We start from the raw sequence: 15,078 nt of genomic DNA, 5'->3' as shown, positions 1-15,078 counted from the left end.
ATTGATATATGACTTTAATGAAATAAATATCTGTGCCTAGTTGAGCAGCAATTTTCTTGCCTTTAAGATCGTCAAGAGATGTGATATTTGCGCCATCTTTATATACTACAGCAAGGGCATTTTCATAATATGGAGAAGAGAATAATACCTTTTCACTTCTAGCTTTGGTAATCGTCATACCAGATGCAGCTACATCAATATCATGTGTATTTAAAGCTGGAATCAAAGCATCAAAAGCAACATTCTTAAGCTCTACATCTTTATTGATACGTTTACCAATGGCACGAATTAAATCAATATCAAAGCCTGTGTAGTCTTGAGTTTTTTCATCTTTAAATTCAAATGGTACAAATGTGGCATTAGTACCAACAATGAGTTTATTAGAAGTTGTTTGTGTAGAAGATCCACAACCGCCAATTACAGTACCGGCCATTACTAACATACAACCACCAATGATTAATTTTTTTAACTTGCTATTTAACATCGAATCATCCTCATTTACCAAACTAACTATTTTTATTCCACTAGTATACCACTTAGTATAATTATGTCAATAATTTTGTATATAAATTTTAATATAATCGCAAAATTGCTATATTTATATTTGGATGATTATAATATTCCAAAACTCTTAAACCAAATTCTCTGCCAATTTCTTCACTGCTGATTGTATATTTATAATAATAATGTATAAAAACTTTCCCATAAGAATCGGTATTTTCACCATTTTTAAATATACAGATGTATAAAAAGAAAAAAGCACATGAGAAAAGCCTCATGTGCCCGCATACGGCTGACCTGGTCTTTGCCCCCACACTCGCCTGCTGGAGGGTTCGCTCATAAGTCCGAGACTCCCCACTACTACCCCTCTCGGTTTTACCGGCAGGACTTACACCTAAGCCGCACCATGCTCACAACCCCTTGGGTTGCTTATGTGGATCGTTTCGCCTGCGACTGGCATCGACTTTCAACCACAGACCCGTATAGACGTATTATAAAGAATAACACTATACATGTCTAGATTTATAATTATATATACATTCTTAAAATAAATAAGGCCTAACGATTAAATTATATTTCCGAACATAGCATCGTTCAGTTCTCATTGAAATGAGAATAAATTTTGCAACCCCTTTTTTGGTATGTATAGAAAATTGTCATAGAAAACCTAAAATATTCTTCATATTATTTTAATATTTATAAAATTAGTTTTTCTAGGTACTATATTTAGTACATTCTTAAAATGTCAATTATTTTTAGTATGCCAAATATGAATACAACATGTATAATAGAACATACGTATCATACACAAAATATTATTTATGGTGTATAATTTGTATACTATTAAATAAGAACGGCCTAAAGTTGTACGATATGAACATAAGTACGAGGGGTTGTACCATATGTTCTACATGTTAGTTAAAGGGGTTTATTATGTTTATGTTATCATTAATGCAACCATCTGGGTTGTACGAACTGGAGAAGGACAGTTTAGAAGCCATTAGCGCTCAGCTTTTGCAGATGATACAAATGAAAAGCTATCATCTGTACACTCATTCTATCCAAGTTTCAAACTATGCAGTTAGTATTGCTGCTAAAATGGGTTTACCATTAAATGAAATTGAACAAATTCGCCATGCAGCATTACTTCATGACGTAGGATTATTAATGGTACCTAATGCATTAATCCAAAAATCTCCATATCTTAATAAACAAGAAATGTCCAAGTATAAGCAACATGCTGCAAGTGGTGCGAATATGATCGAAAACTACCCTTGCTGCCAACAAATCTTGCCTTATATTCGTTACCATCATGAAAAATGGGATGGCTCTGGTTACCCTAAACATTTGCGTGGTGCTAACATCCCATTAGGAGCTAGAATCATTGCTGTTGCAGATTATTATGATACAACAGTTAATCCTTCTACAGAATTTTGGGCAAAAACAAAAGCTAAAGCTAAAGAAGAACTCTTTAGTGCATCCGGCTCTCTCTTTGATCCAGATGTAGTAAAAGCATTTATCGATGTGCTAGGCTAATATAATGATTAAGCGTTCACCATTCGGTGAACGCTTTTATATATAATTAAAAACTACCGCTAGCTAGTGTCAGAGCATCGAGTCTACTAGGATTATAGGACCTAAGAACCTTAGCTACGGCTTCGATTGTTGCCCCTGTAGTATAAATGTCATCTACAATTAAAATACGCTTTGTGGAGAAATCAATATCTTTATACTCTGCTTTGATCACAAAAGCATTCTCTATATTTTGATGTCGTTCTTTATGGGTTAAGGACCACATATCATTAGAAGTATCAAACTTATATATACAATCTAGCCATACAAAATATGGCTTATCTATTTTCTCTAACGAGTATGCCCATTTTTTAAAGAACAAATCGACCTGATTATAGCCCCTCTTTTTCTTCTTAGTCTCACTTGAAGGTACGGGAACTATATAATCATATACAGTTTTACAATTGCCATTTAGAATATTAAACTCATCATATTTCATGTAAAAGTTGTACGATGCTAAAAAAGGAGCAGCCCCCTTGGACTGCTCCTTTTTTTCATTAAATTTTACATCGTAAATCATAGACTTTAGACCACCACAATAGTCTGCTAGCACACATACATCATCTACATAATGTAAAAATTTATGTGGTACATGACGAATATGTAATAGATCATTAAAACAAGTTTCACACCAATCCCCTTGTGTTGCTACAGAGGCACCACAATGAGGACATACAGGTGGAAATAGGAAATCCCAAAGACTCATTACGAATCACATCTCCCTTGTAGTCTTTCTTTAAACAATGTATATCGTTCATCTGCATTTACAGTACGTACAGCACGTTCTATAGCGCTTGTAGTACCCACAATGATAACCTTCCGTTTTGCTCTTGTAACAGCTGTATACAACAAATTACGCTGCAACATACCACCATAACGTGGTACAAATGGAATGATAACTACACCATACTCGCTACCTTGACTCTTATGAACTGTAATCGCATAAGCAGGCATAATCATATGAGCTTCATCAATAGGTAGACGAACATCTTTATGGATAAATCGGATACAAATATCGCTTCGTGTAATGGCGTAAATGACACCAATTTCACCATTAAAGACCTCTAACTCATAGTCGTTAAGAATTTGAATAACCTTATCGCCAACACGGTAGGTAATACCATTTACACGAGCTTCCCCTTTTAAGCTATCCGGCGGATTAACAGCTTGCTGTACATATTGAGAAATTAATGTACTACCTGCTTCACCACGGCGCATAGGAGAAATAATTTGAATATCTAATTCATCGTCTACATGCTCTTGTTCTCGTTTATACACATCAATGATAGCTTTCATCATCATGTCATAAGACTTAACAGGAATAAAAGAAAACTCTTCACTTACGCTATCCAAATTCGGCATTTCACCACGGTTAATAGCATAGGCACTTTCAACAATAGTATTACCAGAACTTTGACGATAAATCTGGTTGAGCCGTGTATAAGGAACACAATCACTATGGAGTAAGTCTTTTAATACAAAACCAGCACCAATAGGTGGTAGTTGATCAACGTCACCAACGATAATGACATGGGCTTCCTTTGGAATGGCCGCCATTAAGGAATAGAACAAGCGTACATTAAGCATAGATGCTTCATCAATGATGATAACATCTATATCTAATGGATCATCTTCATTTTTAGTAAAGTCATAGGAATCACTACCTTGAACAGGTACTAGCAATCTATGAATCGTAGTAGCTTCAAATTCTGTAGCCTCTGTAAGTCGTTTAGCAGCACGTCCCGTAGGAGCGCAAAGAATAATACGCCCTAGTCCACCAAGTTGGAAGCCTTTTACTAAGGCCTTAATAATCGTCGTTTTACCAGTACCAGGACCACCAGTTATAAGGGAAAACTTTTCAAAGAAGGATAGCTGTATAGCCTCTTTTTGGGCATCCCCAAATGTAATATGATTATCAGCTTCAAACTTTTCTATAAAGCTAGGAATATCAAGAGATATCGGATCTGCTTCTAATAAGAAATCTTTTGTATAATGAACGCTTTCTACTTCAGACACGTACATTTCTGGAGGGTAAATATATAGGATATCTTCATAATATGTACTATATAAAGCACCTTGCTCCAATAGGCTTTCAATAAAGTTAGCAATATCATCTACATCAGTTTGTAATAAATCGTCTAAACGACCGATAAGTTGATCCACAGGCAAACACGTATGCCCTTGATTATCCAAACTGCGTAGAATCCATTCTAATCCCGCTTCTAAACGGCGTGTATCACTACCTGTAATACCCAAGTGTTCTGCTAGCGTATCAGCGGTGCCAAAAAGCATATCTGGAGCCACACGTAACAAGGTATAAGGATTATCCTCGATAACAGCAATAGACTGAACACCATAATAGGTGTATACGATACGACTCCATTTAGAAGAAATATGATGGCTTTCAAAAAAGTGATTTAAATCGGATAAAATACCTTCACCAAGTAAGGTATTAAATAATTCGTCCTTAACACTTTTACGAAGTCCAGGAACATCCTTAATTTCTTCGGGGCGTTCCTCCCGTAAAACTTCTAAAATACGGATACCAAAATACTCAAGAACCTTTTCTACGGACTTTTCTCCAAAACCTTTAATACCTAAATTTAATAAGTAGGTCTTAGCAGCCCCCATGTTATCAGGTTTAAGTTTTTCTACACTAGTAGCATCAAATTGACGACCATATTTTTCATGTTCTACATAACGGCCTCGAACTTCGATATCTTCTCCTTCTTTAGGAGACTCAAATTTACCAGTACAAGTAATGTATTCCTCATTATAATCCTTAAGGACAAACACGCAATACGTACGTTGTGTATTCTCATATATAGTTCGGTATACAAATCCTCGTATGGCGTCCATTATTTCTCCGTATTAGGCAAAGCTTCAATAATTTCTTGTACCGCATCGGTAATGCTACCTTCATTACCGATTTTGATATGTGCCACTTCTTCGTATAAAGGATATCGTTCTTCATATACATTGAAGATATATTCAATACTTTCTTTTACAAGTGGACGAATTTCAAGATCTAAATCATCTAAGATATGATTCACATCGCGATTAACAAATACAACAAGACCATTATTGCGCATTAGCTTAACTGTTTTATCATAAGTAACAGTACCACCACCGGTAGCAATGACAGATGGTTTATTATGAATTAATTCCTTAATCGTGTTATATTCATATTCACTAAAAGCATCTTTACCGTCATAAATAAAGATTTTTTGAACAGATTTACCAACTTTATCTTGAATTGTTTGATCTAGGTCGTAAAAGTCTCTGCCTAATTCTTTAGCTAGCATTTTGCCAACTGTTGTCTTACCCGCGCCTGGCATGCCGATGAGGAAAATATGCTTATGCATATGCTCTTTTAAAAACTCATTGCTCATAGACACAACAGTTTTTATATAATTTTCAATATAAGGTGCTAATGTTTTATCTTTGCAATTTTCAGTATGCAACGCAATAATACTTTCATCACGTTCTTCATCAATGAGTGGTAAATGATGTTCATCCTTATATTTACCAATCTCTTTAATCAATGTGAGACGTTTTTCAAACTCTGTAACAAGTACGGAGTCGATACTATCTATTTGTTTGCGAGCTTCTTTAATATCCATGAGAACCCCCTTATTATGCTTTAGCTAAAACAGCTAGAGCCTGTTCTTCATCTACCTTCATTTGATCAATAAGATCTTGTAAGTTATTAAATTTAACTTCCCCTCTAAGATAGGAAATAAATTGTACAATTACTTCTTTTCCATATATATCTTGGTCAAAGTTAAATACATGTACTTCGCATCTATGGTACTGATTCTTAAATGTAGGATTATCCCCAATATTTCCTACCCCATCATACCAAATACCATCGATACACACGCGATTAGCGTATACACCATCTGGAGGTGTAGCCATTTCATTAGGAAGCAACAAGTTCAATGTTGGGAACCCTAATGTACGTCCTCGTTGATCACCTTTGATAACAGTTCCTTTAAATTGGAATGGTCGTCCAAGCCAGTGTGTGGCATCTTCTAAACGCCCTTCTCGAATGGCCTTTCTAATCTCCGTACTTGAAATAGGTGTACTGAGTCCATCACAAGGTAATAAAGGCTGCACCAAAACTTGTATATGCTTATCCGCTAATACTTGTTGCATATATTCTGGATTACCAAGACCTTTTGCACCAAATGTAAAGTTTTCACCAATTACGATAGCAGCTACATTCATATCTGTACAAAGAGCGCCCAAAAAATCGTCAGCACTCATTTTTAGTAACTCTTCAGTCATAGGCAACCGTAAAATATAGTCTACATTCAAATCTTCAAGAACGGAATCCATAATCTCTTCTTGAATAACCCGTTTAGGAACTCGATCTGGATGTAGTATAGTTAGTGGATGATGTTCAAAGGTAATGATTATACTAACACCATTAACTGCCATTGCCTCATCAACGGCCTTGCGTATAACTCGTTGATGACCTCGATGAATACCATCAAAGGTACCTAGGGCATATACTTTTGTATCTTTGATTTGACGCAGTTCATCAAACGAATGTATTTGCTTCATACTTATCCTTCAATAAAAATATTTTTTTCCACCTTCAAAGAGTGGTTAGTTCGTTTCATAATCCCTATAAATCCATGAGGACCATAGGCTCTATAATAATGTTCCGGTTCAGTATAAGAAAATTCGCTACTAATAGGCAATTCCTTACCTTGCACCATCATCTTTAATTGTACACTATTTACCATTACTTTTGAAAGATGAGAAACGGCTGTATCCGTTGGTAACAATAGGCTTTCACCATGAAGCATCAACTCTTCAGCCATTTTAGCAGAATCAATATCAAATGGTCCTACTTGAGTACGTGCCAAGGATGTCATGGTTCCTGGTATACCTAATGAAACACAGATATCACGCAATAATGAACGAATATAAGTGCCTCCAGAGCATGTTACACGAACTGTAAAATATGGAAAGCCATACGCTACAAGCTCAATATTTTTTATATGAATTTTCCGTAATGGCAATTCTACAGGAATCCCTTTACGAGCATATTCATAAGCACGTATACCATTTATCTTAATAGCAGAATATTTTGATGGTCTCTGATCTTGAATACCAATAAAGGTATTTAATGTATTAACTAATTCATCAAAAGTAGGTTTAAGCATAGCATTGGATAGTTCTGAACTTTGAATGGATTCATTCACTCGAACACCGTCTCGCAATACCATATCTTTATCAGGTAATACAGCTTGTCCAGAACTATCTTCAGTATCGGTAAAAGTACCAAATTTACATTCTGCCACATAGGTTTTATCAAACCCCTCTGTATACTCAATAAGCCGCGTAGCCTTACCAAGAAAAACGGGTAACACACCATAGGCCATAGGATCTAAAGTACCACTATGACCAATGCGCTTTTCTTTTAAAATGCGACGACAAATAGCAACAGCATCATGGCTTGTTATACCAGGAGGTTTTAAAAATGGTAAAATGCCATCCATTATTTAATCACCTCAATGAGAGCCTGTTTCGCTTCTTGAAATGGTAGATTAATCGTACAACCGGAAGCTCGAATATGACCGCCACCGCCAAAATTGCTAGCAATAGCATTCACGTCGGTACCTTTAGATCGTAAACTTACCCGTGTTCTGTCATCAGCTTCAGCTTTCAATAAAATAGCTATATCAACAGTATCTACATTTCTAATAATATCCACAAAGCCATCTGTATCATCGCCGAGAATGTTCATAGCCTCGCGATTCAACTCGATGGTAGCTACTGTATTATTCTTGTAGAACTCAATAGTTTGCATAACTTGTTTTGTTAATTCCAGACGACTTGCAGACACAGCCTCAATCGTTTCAGAAATAACATTAGGTCTAGCACCGGCTGCTACACATTTAGCAGCCATTTCTAACGTATTGGCAGTTGTATTGCTAAATTTAAAGAAACCACAGTCAGTAGCAATAGCCATATATAAAGCAGTACCCATAGACTCGGTGATAGGCCAATTCCATTTTGTACATAAATCGGTAACGATTTCACCAGTAGCAGCAAAATTAGGCTTTAAATATAGATGATCCGCAAACTCCGTATTAGAAATATGGTGGTCTATATTAAAAATAGGTGCACTCCATAGTGCACCTACTTTGCCAATTCGCTCATACGTGCTAGCATCCAATACCATTAGCATATCAATATCAACAGGATTTGTTTCAAAATACGCTACATCATGGATGTGGTCCGTATATCGTAAGAATGAGTACTTTTCAGGAACTACATCATCCACTACCATATATACAGTTTTACCTTGCCCTACAAGGGCTTCGTAAAAGGCCACCATGGACCCGATAGCATCACCATCGGGTCTAACATGGACGGTTAGCATAATAGAATTAGCTTCACACAGAGCCACATGTAATTGATTAATAGTAATCTTACTCATGTTCTCTATCCTTTGTGTTAATTTTTTTCTTCGTCCTTTTTGATTTCATTCAAAAGGGATTCAATATGCATGCTATAGTCTAAAGACGTATCCTTATCGAATGTGATAGAAGGAATATGGCGCAATTTAAGTACTTTGCCAAGTTCCGTACGAATATGACCCGCTGCATGCTTTAAAGCGATAAGTGTATCTTCTTTTTCCTTATCGGAACCAAACAAGGAGACATAAATCGTAGCTTCACGCAAATCACCTGTTACATGAACATCGGTAATAGTAGTGAAGCCGATGCGTGGATCTTTCAATCCGCGCATCAACATTTGACTTACCTCTTGTTTGATAAATTCTTGTAATTTTCTGACACGAACGTCACTCATATAAACCTCCTAAATTTGAGGTGCAATTTCTTCCATCAAGTACGCTTCGATTACGTCGCCTTCCTTGATGTCGCGGTAACCTTCTAAGGAAATACCACATTCGAAGGATGTTTTAACTTCTTTAACTTCGTCTTTGAATCGACGTAAAGAGTCAACCTTACCTTCAAATACGACAATACCATCACGAATCAAACGAACTTCAGAGTCGTTAGTAATACGACCTTCTGTTACATAAGAACCAGCAACGATAGCCTTAGGTGTAGAGATAACTTGACGCACCTCTGCACGACCAACGACAACCTCTTTGAATTGAGGAGCTAACATACCACGCATCGCAGACTCAACGTCATTGATAGCATCATAAATTACGCGATATGTACGAAGGTCAACTTTTTCATTTTCTGCAGCACGACGAACATTAGCATCTGGACGTACGTTGAAGCCCATTACGATTGCATTAGATGCAGAAGCCAACATGATATCGGATTCGTTAATAGCACCTACTGCAGCATGAACGATAACAATACGTACTTCAGGATTTTTAATGCCTTCTAAAGATTGACGTAATGCTTCTACAGAACCTTGAACGTCAGCTTTAATGATTATGTTAAGGTCTTTTAACTCACCTTGTTGAATTTGGTTGAAGATATCATCCAATGTAACCTTGTGAGTTGCTTGTAATTCTTGGACGCGTTGTTTTGCAATACGTTTTTCAGCAATTGCACGTGCTTCGTTGTCATCCATACCGTTGATGATTTCACCAGCTTGTGGAACTTCAGAGAAGCCCAAGATTTCTACTGGCATAGAAGGACGAGCTACTTTTACTTTTTCACCGCGTTCATTTGTCATGGCACGTACTTTACCATATGCTGTACCAGCAAGTACAGTATCACCTACACGGAGGGAACCTTTTTGTACTAGTACTGTACATACAGCACCACGGCCTTTATCAAGTTGAGCCTCGATAACTACGCCGTACGCTTTACGGTTAGGGTTCGCTTTCAATTCCATAACTTCTGCTACAAGCAAGATATTTTCGAGCAAATCGTCGATACCTTGTTTTTGTTTAGCAGATACTGGAACCATGATTACATCGCCGCCCCATTCTTCTGGTAAAAGTCCATGTTCAGCCAATTGTTGTTTAACATGGTCTGGGTTAGCACCTGGTTTATCCATTTTGTTGATAGCAACAATAATTGGTACATCAGCAGATTTAGCATGGTTTATGGCTTCAATAGTTTGAGGCATTACACCATCATCAGCAGCTACTACAAGAACAGCAATATCTGTAGATTTAGCACCACGAAGACGCATAGCTGTAAACGCTTCATGACCTGGAGTATCAAGGAATGTAATTTTATTGTCGTTATAACGAACTTGGTATGCACCGATATGTTGAGTGATACCACCTGCTTCGCCAGCTGTTACATTAGTTTGACGAATTACGTCCAACAAGGATGTTTTACCATGGTCAACGTGACCCATGATAGTAACAACTGGAGGACGAGGTTTCAATGTTTCTGGTGCATCTTCAATTTCAATAACATCTGTTGGATCTTCTTCAGGTTCTACTTCTGTTACAGTTACACCAAACTCTTCAGCTACGATTGTAGCTGTATCAACATCAACCTCTTGGTTAATGCTAGCCATAACACCTAAAAGCATCAATTTTTTGATGATTTCAGATACTTCACGGCCCATCTTTTCAGCTAGTTCCTTAACAGTTAAAGGACCAGATAATTCGATTTCTGTAGCAATCGCTGCTTCAGCCTTACGTTCAGCTTCAGCTTTTTGTTGTAAGTATTGTTCGTTACGATGTTTTACGCGATTCTTTTTCTTTTGCATAGATGTAGATAACAAGGATTGAGGGCGGTTATTGCCACCTTTTTTATTCTTCTTGTTACGACGATCATTGTTATTAGAATTGCGGTTATCATTGTTTCGATTGTCGTTATTGCGATTATCGTTATTACGAGCATCATTAGGGCGACCGTTATTACGATTATCATTATTTCTGTTATTGTTAGGGCGGTTATTAGCGCGGTCACCAGATTGTTGGTTACCTTCGGATTTACGTGTAGGCTCAGAGATTTGTACATGACGTACATTGCCCTTTTTATGGTCGTTTTGTTTAGATTGATCGTCTTGTTTTTGACCACCTTGTTTATGATTATCCTTTTTGTATTCGTTAGAACGATTTGGATTTTGTTGTTTATGTGGTGCAGCCTCTTGTTTATGTGCTGCTGTTGGAGCAGATTTTTGTTCTACCTTTTGTGTAGCTTTAGGTGCTTCAGCTTTCTTACTTAATTGTTTTTTAACAATATCATAGCCTGAATCATCTACAGAGTTTACTGCTTTTGTAACATTAATATTATGTTGTTGCAAGATAGAAATGACCTGCTTACTTTCTACGCCAAACTCTTTGGCGATTTCATGAACGCGCTTTTTGGACATCTACATACCCCCTTATTATCGATCAATCTCTTTTAGTAACGCCTTTGCAAATCCATCATCTAGTACTGCGACCACTACCCGAACCTCTTTACCAATAGCAGTTCCTAAAGTTTCTTTAGTACCAATGCTACGAAGTGGGATATGATGTGTTTCTGCTAATTGATTATATTTCTTTTCATTATTGGATGCACAATCGCCAGCGAGAAGGACTAGTTTAGGTTCCTTTCTCTTCATGGCTTTTTCTACGATAAAGTCACCAGAAATAACCTTGCCAGCTCGTTGTGCTAATCCTAAGAGATTTAAAATTTTATCTTCATTCATGTATATCAGTGATTACTCATTCTCTTGTAAATCACGTTGTAATGCTTCGTATATATCTTTCGATACACTATGCTTTAATGACCGTTCTAATCGCTTAGCCTTATAGGCTTGCTCAAAGCATGACATGGACTCACATAAATACGCTCCACGCCCCGGTGCTTTTCCAGTACGGTCAATACTGATATTGCCATCTGGACTTAAGGCTACGCGAATTAATTCACGTTTCGCCTTAGGCTCACCACATCCTACGCATGTGCGCATAGGTTGGGATTTCGGTTTCATGACTATTCACCGTCCTCAGCATTTCCGAAACCTGCAAAAGGTTCTTCAGCTGCTTGAGTTTCACTCTTAATATCGATTTTCCAGTTAGTTAATTTGGCTGCCAATCGAGCATTTTGACCAGCTTTACCAATTGCCAAGGATAATTGGTAATCAGGAACTACAACGTAAGAGGATTTTTCTTCTTCACTTACATCAACAGATACAACCTTTGCTGGACTCAAGGAGTTAGCGATATAAATTGCTGGATCTTCATCCCATTTAACGATATCAATTTTTTCATCGTGTAATTCATCAACGATATGTTGTACACGTTGACCTTTAGGACCTACGCAAGCACCTACTGGATCAACGTTTTCATCGCGACTGTATACAGCAATTTTGGAACGCATACCAGGCTCACGAGCTACGGATTTAAGCTCTACTACACCTTCATAAATTTCTGGCACCTCTAATTCAAAGAGGCGTTTCAATAAACCAGGATGTGTACGGGAAATCATGATTTGAGGGCCCTTCGTAGTTTTCTTAACCTCTACGATGTAGCATTTAATACGATCCCCTTCGCGATATGTTTCGCTAGCAATTTGTTCTGTAGGAGGTAAAATAGCTTCTGTTTTACCTAAGTCGATAAATACATTTTTACCTTCTACACGTGTAATAACGCCAGTGATGATATCGCCTTCACGACTATAGTATTCTTCATATACTACGCTGCGTTCAGCCTCTTTCAAACGTTGAATAAGCATTTGTTTTGCAGTATGGGCAGCACTACGGCCAAAGTTAGCTGGAGTAACATCAACTTCTACTACGTCACCAATTTCAAAACGTTTGTCAATTTTGCGAGCTTCTAACAAGCTAATTTCTGTTTCTGGCAATTCTACAGTTTCTACCACTTGTTTCTTAGCCATAACTTTATAAACGCCTGTTTCACGATCGATCACAACGTAAGCATCTGGATTAGATGTTGGTTCTTTGCGATATGCTTGCAACAATGCAGCCTCTAAGGATTCAAAAATAACCTCAGGAGCAAAACCTTTTTGCTTTGTAAGCACCATTACCGCTTGAATTAATTCTTGACTCACTCGTATGCCTCCATATATTAAAAATCAAGATGTAATCGAATTTGTGCAATGGCAGACCGTTCGAATGTCATACTTTCACCATTGATAGTAAAATCGATAGTTGTGTCTGTAAAACCTTCTAATGCACCAGTAAATTGTTTACTACCATTAATCGGTTTAAATAGCTGAATATCAACATCACGACCATTATAGCGAATCAAGTCCTTATCCTTCTTAAGAACTCGATCTAGGCCTGGAGAAGATACTTCCAATAAATAGTTTTCCGTAATTGGATCCTTTTCGTCGAGGACAGCACTTAGTTTTTCGCTAACCATCTGACAGTCATCCAAATCTACACCACCTGGTTTATCAAGGTAGACACGCAAATACCAATCGCGTTCACGAACGTAATCTACATCGACTAGTTCCATTTCGGTGCCGGCTATAATACCTTCAACTACAGAGGATACAAATTCCTCTACTGCTTCTCTCTTCATAGCCATCGCCTCCTTCATTACTACATCTTGTATATATCTCTTGATTCATTCACCTTACAATTAAGCTAATCATAAATGAAAGAGTGGACATAAGCCCACTCTTTTAAAAGATTTATATAAAAGTCATATATAGTATATCACATTTGCTGTGTATATACAAATTCTACGCTTTCTTATGGGCTTCAACCAAACATTCCCACTTAGATTATTTCATATGATTATAAAATAACTCCAAAAATAGCATAGTCATATATAATGATTATCCTTAATCAACGCGTTCATTTAATCCTTTTAATATAGGACCCAAATGTTCACGTAGAACTGCAGTTAAATCATCTAAATTTTTAGCATCTAGGTGATGGTCTATTTCAGGATAATTTTTATAACGAAGTTCTGCAAAGTATTCATCTCGCAATTCGTTATAATATAGCAATAATCCTGTACATTCGTCCATCTTACGATACTCACCGATAATAAAAGAACCATTAATCATCCGGATTGCATGAGCTGGATCAATATCACATACAAAGCCTTCCAGTTCTTTAGGCATAACCTCGGAAAAATCCCATTCAGGAATGCCTCGACGACGATAGGTAAAGGTAAAGTTATTCGCTGGCTCTATTAACATATTAGTTAACCCTTTGACACAGCGATCTTGTAATCCTTGCCAAAACGACTCTAAATCAGCACGCACAAAAGAAATATCAACAAAGGAAAATAGTGGCATTTCAATATGTACTGTATAGTCCTCTACCTCTTTATCATATAAGGCAGACCATCGCCACCCCAAATCATTTTGATAATGGAAAATAGGTACCTTTAATACCTCTTCACCTGCTGAAATACGCTCAAGGAGTACCGTAAAATCAGCTTCATTGGACGCCACTAAGGTAAATCCCTCAATCTGCTGAGGCAACCATGAATAATCTAATGCTTTACAAGCTTCAATAATCGTTTCCATATAATGCCTCGTACTTTTCTTGATACTGTAAGACAGCTTTTACATAGCTACGCGTTTCAGGAAAAGGTATGGTATCAACCATGCCATTCCATTTATTCTCATTGAGCCAAGATTCAACATGACCACGTCCCGCATTGTACGCAGCTAACGCCTGCACCTCATCACCATTAAATTCCTTTAACAAATGACCTAGGTACCATGTACCTAACTCAATATTAGTTTCCGGCTCTTTTAACTGGCGATCTGTATAATTGCCATGTCCAACTTGTTGAGCTACCCATCGCGCTGTATCTGGCATAAGTTGCATCAATCCAAGAGCGCCGGTTTCAGATTCCGCAGTATTCTTATATTTACTTTCAGCTAAGATAACACTAGCTACCAAGGACGGTGGAACCTGTTCCTTCTCAGCTGCAGCCATCACTACATCTCTATAGTTAAAGGGGTACGCCACTTGACGCGCTAAAGGATCATCTAAATGAGCAAAATAAAACCACCCAAGTACGACGCACGATAACGCCGTTGCCGTTGCACGTTTCATAAATCCCCCTTTCTACATATAATTACTATATATTTACCATAACCTAGCTATAACCAAATGCTA

The 15,078-nt window shown here is 37.3% G+C and carries 16 protein-coding genes; 1 reads left to right on the top strand and 15 read right to left on the bottom strand.

What is annotated here, in order from left to right; genetic code table 11:
- The coding region (locus tag Q7P05_RS03585; protein WP_303930504.1) for a transporter substrate-binding domain-containing protein at positions 1–484 on the bottom strand (484 nt) is incomplete at its 3' end.
- Positions 485–1,434: 950 nt separating this feature from the next.
- Here Q7P05_RS03585 and Q7P05_RS03580 point away from each other — a divergent pair.
- Entirely contained in the window at positions 1,435–2,037 is a 603-nt protein-coding gene (locus Q7P05_RS03580; protein ID WP_004693025.1) for an HD-GYP domain-containing protein, read from the top strand.
- A 46-nt stretch (positions 2,038–2,083) separates the two neighbouring features.
- Here the strand turns inward: Q7P05_RS03580 and Q7P05_RS03575 are convergent, their stop codons facing one another.
- From Q7P05_RS03575 to Q7P05_RS03510, 14 genes are all read right to left on the bottom strand, one after another.
- Positions 2,084–2,779: a ComF family protein gene (locus Q7P05_RS03575; RefSeq protein ID WP_303930501.1), complete on the bottom strand. Its 696-nt coding sequence runs from the start codon at positions 2,777–2,779 to the stop codon at positions 2,084–2,086.
- Positions 2,779–4,932 (bottom strand): ATP-dependent RecD-like DNA helicase, encoded by a 2,154-nt coding sequence (locus Q7P05_RS03570; protein ID WP_303930498.1) that lies wholly within the window; start codon positions 4,930–4,932, stop codon positions 2,779–2,781. The genes Q7P05_RS03575 and Q7P05_RS03570 overlap by 1 nt, the downstream gene beginning before the upstream one ends.
- On the bottom strand, positions 4,932–5,696 hold the full coding sequence (locus Q7P05_RS03565; RefSeq protein WP_005386853.1) for a shikimate kinase: 765 nt from the start codon (positions 5,694–5,696) through the stop codon (positions 4,932–4,934). Before Q7P05_RS03565 ends, Q7P05_RS03570 begins: the two co-directional genes overlap by 1 nt.
- 13 nt (positions 5,697–5,709) lie before the next feature.
- Entirely contained in the window at positions 5,710–6,642 is a 933-nt protein-coding gene (locus Q7P05_RS03560; protein ID WP_295820696.1) for a bifunctional riboflavin kinase/FAD synthetase, read from the bottom strand.
- Between the two features lie 2 nt (positions 6,643–6,644).
- On the bottom strand, positions 6,645–7,586 hold the full coding sequence (locus Q7P05_RS03555; protein ID WP_303930496.1) for a tRNA pseudouridine(55) synthase TruB: 942 nt from the start codon (positions 7,584–7,586) through the stop codon (positions 6,645–6,647).
- Complete coding sequence (locus tag Q7P05_RS03550; RefSeq protein WP_303930493.1) at positions 7,586–8,530, bottom strand: bifunctional oligoribonuclease/PAP phosphatase NrnA; 945 nt, start codon at positions 8,528–8,530, stop codon at positions 7,586–7,588. The genes Q7P05_RS03555 and Q7P05_RS03550 overlap by 1 nt, the downstream gene beginning before the upstream one ends.
- A gap of 17 nt (positions 8,531–8,547) precedes the next feature.
- The gene (gene rbfA, locus Q7P05_RS03545; protein ID WP_005386857.1) at positions 8,548–8,904 is read right to left on the bottom strand and encodes a 30S ribosome-binding factor RbfA; all 357 of its coding nucleotides are present in this window, start codon (positions 8,902–8,904) and stop codon (positions 8,548–8,550) included.
- A 9-nt stretch (positions 8,905–8,913) separates the two neighbouring features.
- A complete protein-coding gene (gene infB / locus Q7P05_RS03540) occupies positions 8,914–11,358 on the bottom strand; it encodes a translation initiation factor IF-2 (protein WP_303930490.1) in 2,445 nt (814 codons plus the stop codon).
- Positions 11,359–11,373: 15 nt separating this feature from the next.
- Entirely contained in the window at positions 11,374–11,679 is a 306-nt protein-coding gene (locus tag Q7P05_RS03535) for a ribosomal L7Ae/L30e/S12e/Gadd45 family protein (protein ID WP_105089096.1), read from the bottom strand.
- A 12-nt stretch (positions 11,680–11,691) separates the two neighbouring features.
- Positions 11,692–11,961 carry an RNase P modulator RnpM gene (gene rnpM, locus Q7P05_RS03530; protein WP_105089095.1) on the bottom strand — a complete coding sequence of 90 codons (270 nt, stop codon included), beginning with the start codon at positions 11,959–11,961 and terminating at the stop codon, positions 11,692–11,694.
- A 2-nt stretch (positions 11,962–11,963) separates the two neighbouring features.
- Positions 11,964–13,040, bottom strand: a complete 1,077-nt coding sequence (gene nusA, locus Q7P05_RS03525) for a transcription termination factor NusA (RefSeq protein WP_105089094.1) — start codon at positions 13,038–13,040, stop codon at positions 11,964–11,966.
- Between the two features lie 17 nt (positions 13,041–13,057).
- Positions 13,058–13,516, bottom strand: coding sequence for a ribosome maturation factor RimP (gene rimP / locus Q7P05_RS03520; protein WP_105089540.1), 459 nt, complete (start codon positions 13,514–13,516; stop codon positions 13,058–13,060).
- 265 nt (positions 13,517–13,781) lie between these two features.
- Entirely contained in the window at positions 13,782–14,477 is a 696-nt protein-coding gene (locus Q7P05_RS03515) for a hypothetical protein (RefSeq protein ID WP_303930484.1), read from the bottom strand.
- Positions 14,461–15,015, bottom strand: a complete 555-nt coding sequence (locus Q7P05_RS03510) for a lytic transglycosylase domain-containing protein (protein WP_303930481.1) — start codon at positions 15,013–15,015, stop codon at positions 14,461–14,463. The genes Q7P05_RS03515 and Q7P05_RS03510 overlap by 17 nt, the downstream gene beginning before the upstream one ends.
- Positions 15,016–15,078: the final 63 nt, after the last annotated feature.

The sequence above is a fragment of the Veillonella dispar genome (assembly GCF_937975875.1).
Lineage (GTDB): Bacteria > Bacillota > Negativicutes > Veillonellales > Veillonellaceae > Veillonella > Veillonella dispar_B.
This window is presented reverse-complemented; position numbering and strand designations above follow the sequence as displayed.

Bases quoted from the DNA above. Each gene is read 5' to 3' on its own strand.
- rnpM (WP_105089095.1), bottom strand. From the start codon at position 11,961: ATGAAACCGAAATCCCAACCTATGCGCACATGCGTAGGATGTGGTGAG.
- Q7P05_RS03550 (WP_303930493.1), bottom strand. From the start codon at position 8,530: ATGAGTAAGATTACTATTAATCAATTACATGTGGCTCTGTGTGAAGCT.
- infB (WP_303930490.1), bottom strand. From the start codon at position 11,358: ATGTCCAAAAAGCGCGTTCATGAAATCGCCAAAGAGTTTGGCGTAGAA.
- Q7P05_RS03515 (WP_303930484.1), bottom strand. From the start codon at position 14,477: ATGGAAACGATTATTGAAGCTTGTAAAGCATTAGATTATTCATGGTTG.
- rbfA (WP_005386857.1), bottom strand. From the start codon at position 8,904: ATGAGTGACGTTCGTGTCAGAAAATTACAAGAATTTATCAAACAAGAG.
- Q7P05_RS03565 (WP_005386853.1), bottom strand. From the start codon at position 5,696: ATGGATATTAAAGAAGCTCGCAAACAAATAGATAGTATCGACTCCGTA.
- Q7P05_RS03570 (WP_303930498.1), bottom strand. From the start codon at position 4,932: ATGGACGCCATACGAGGATTTGTATACCGAACTATATATGAGAATACA.
- Q7P05_RS03580 (WP_004693025.1), top strand. From the start codon at position 1,435: ATGTTTATGTTATCATTAATGCAACCATCTGGGTTGTACGAACTGGAG.
- rimP (WP_105089540.1), bottom strand. From the start codon at position 13,516: ATGAAGAGAGAAGCAGTAGAGGAATTTGTATCCTCTGTAGTTGAAGGT.
- Q7P05_RS03555 (WP_303930496.1), bottom strand. From the start codon at position 7,586: ATGGATGGCATTTTACCATTTTTAAAACCTCCTGGTATAACAAGCCAT.
- Q7P05_RS03560 (WP_295820696.1), bottom strand. From the start codon at position 6,642: ATGAAGCAAATACATTCGTTTGATGAACTGCGTCAAATCAAAGATACA.
- Q7P05_RS03575 (WP_303930501.1), bottom strand. From the start codon at position 2,779: ATGAGTCTTTGGGATTTCCTATTTCCACCTGTATGTCCTCATTGTGGT.
- Q7P05_RS03510 (WP_303930481.1), bottom strand. From the start codon at position 15,015: ATGAAACGTGCAACGGCAACGGCGTTATCGTGCGTCGTACTTGGGTGG.
- Q7P05_RS03535 (WP_105089096.1), bottom strand. From the start codon at position 11,679: ATGAATGAAGATAAAATTTTAAATCTCTTAGGATTAGCACAACGAGCT.